Source organism: Streptomyces sp. AC627_RSS907 (assembly GCF_019049165.1).
Genome location: NZ_JAGMUE010000572.1, coordinates 1 through 755 on the forward strand (window position 1 = coordinate 1; position 755 = coordinate 755).

Here is a 755-nt window from a genome sequence, read left to right on the forward strand (position 1 = left end):
GCTCTCGCCCGCCTCGTCGGTGCCGGTGAAGGCCAGGCCGTGGGCGCGCAGGGTGTCCAGGTAGTCGGGGTTGGGCGCGTAGTCGCAGTGGTAGCGCGCCCGGGCGCGGTCGGCTCCGATGAGGTCGGAGGCCCGGGAGCCGGGGGAGAGGCGGACGACGCCCTCGTGGCCGACGAGCGAGCAGGCCAGCGGGACGATCACGGCGTCCTCCGCCGGGGCCTGTGGGGTGTTCTCGGCGTGGGCGGCGCGGTCCAGGCCGCAGACGTCGCGCGCGAACTCGAGGAGGGCGTGCTGGAATCCGCCGCAGGTCCCCAGGAAGGGGATGCCCTTCTCGCGTGCCCCACGGATCGCGGCCAGGACGCCGGCCTCGCTGCGGTACGGGCTGCCCGGCAGGACCCAGACCGCGTCGAAGCCGTCCACCACCGTCTCGTCGGCGTCCTGGGTGGCGATCCAGTAGGCGTCCAGGTCCCATCCGTCCCTCACGCGCAGGGCCTCAAGGAGGCCGGGGACGCGGGCGTGGGAGCGAACGGCGTCGGAGCGGTCGGCGACCAGAGCGACGCGTGCTGTGGCTGTGGCTGTGGCTGTGGAAGTCATGCTCACTATCCTGCTGACCAGCGCGTATCGCGTCTAACGATGATTCCTGCACGGTGCATAAGTGATCCTGATGCGCATGGACACGCATCTGCTGCGCACCTTCGTCGCGGTGCTCGACCACCGCTCCTTCTCCGGTGCCGCCAAGGCCCTGGGCTACACCC

2 protein-coding genes are annotated in these 755 nt (G+C 71.5%); one reads left to right on the top strand and one right to left on the bottom strand.

Annotated features, from left to right (window positions below):
* Positions 1-594 (bottom strand): hypothetical protein (locus tag KUM32_RS37140; protein ID WP_217146268.1); only part of this gene is annotated, 594 nt, incomplete at its 3' end.
* A 76-nt stretch (positions 595-670) separates the two neighbouring features.
* Between KUM32_RS37140 and KUM32_RS37145 the strand changes: the two genes are divergently transcribed.
* Positions 671-755 (top strand): LysR family transcriptional regulator (locus KUM32_RS37145; RefSeq protein WP_217146269.1); only part of this gene is annotated, 85 nt, incomplete at its 3' end.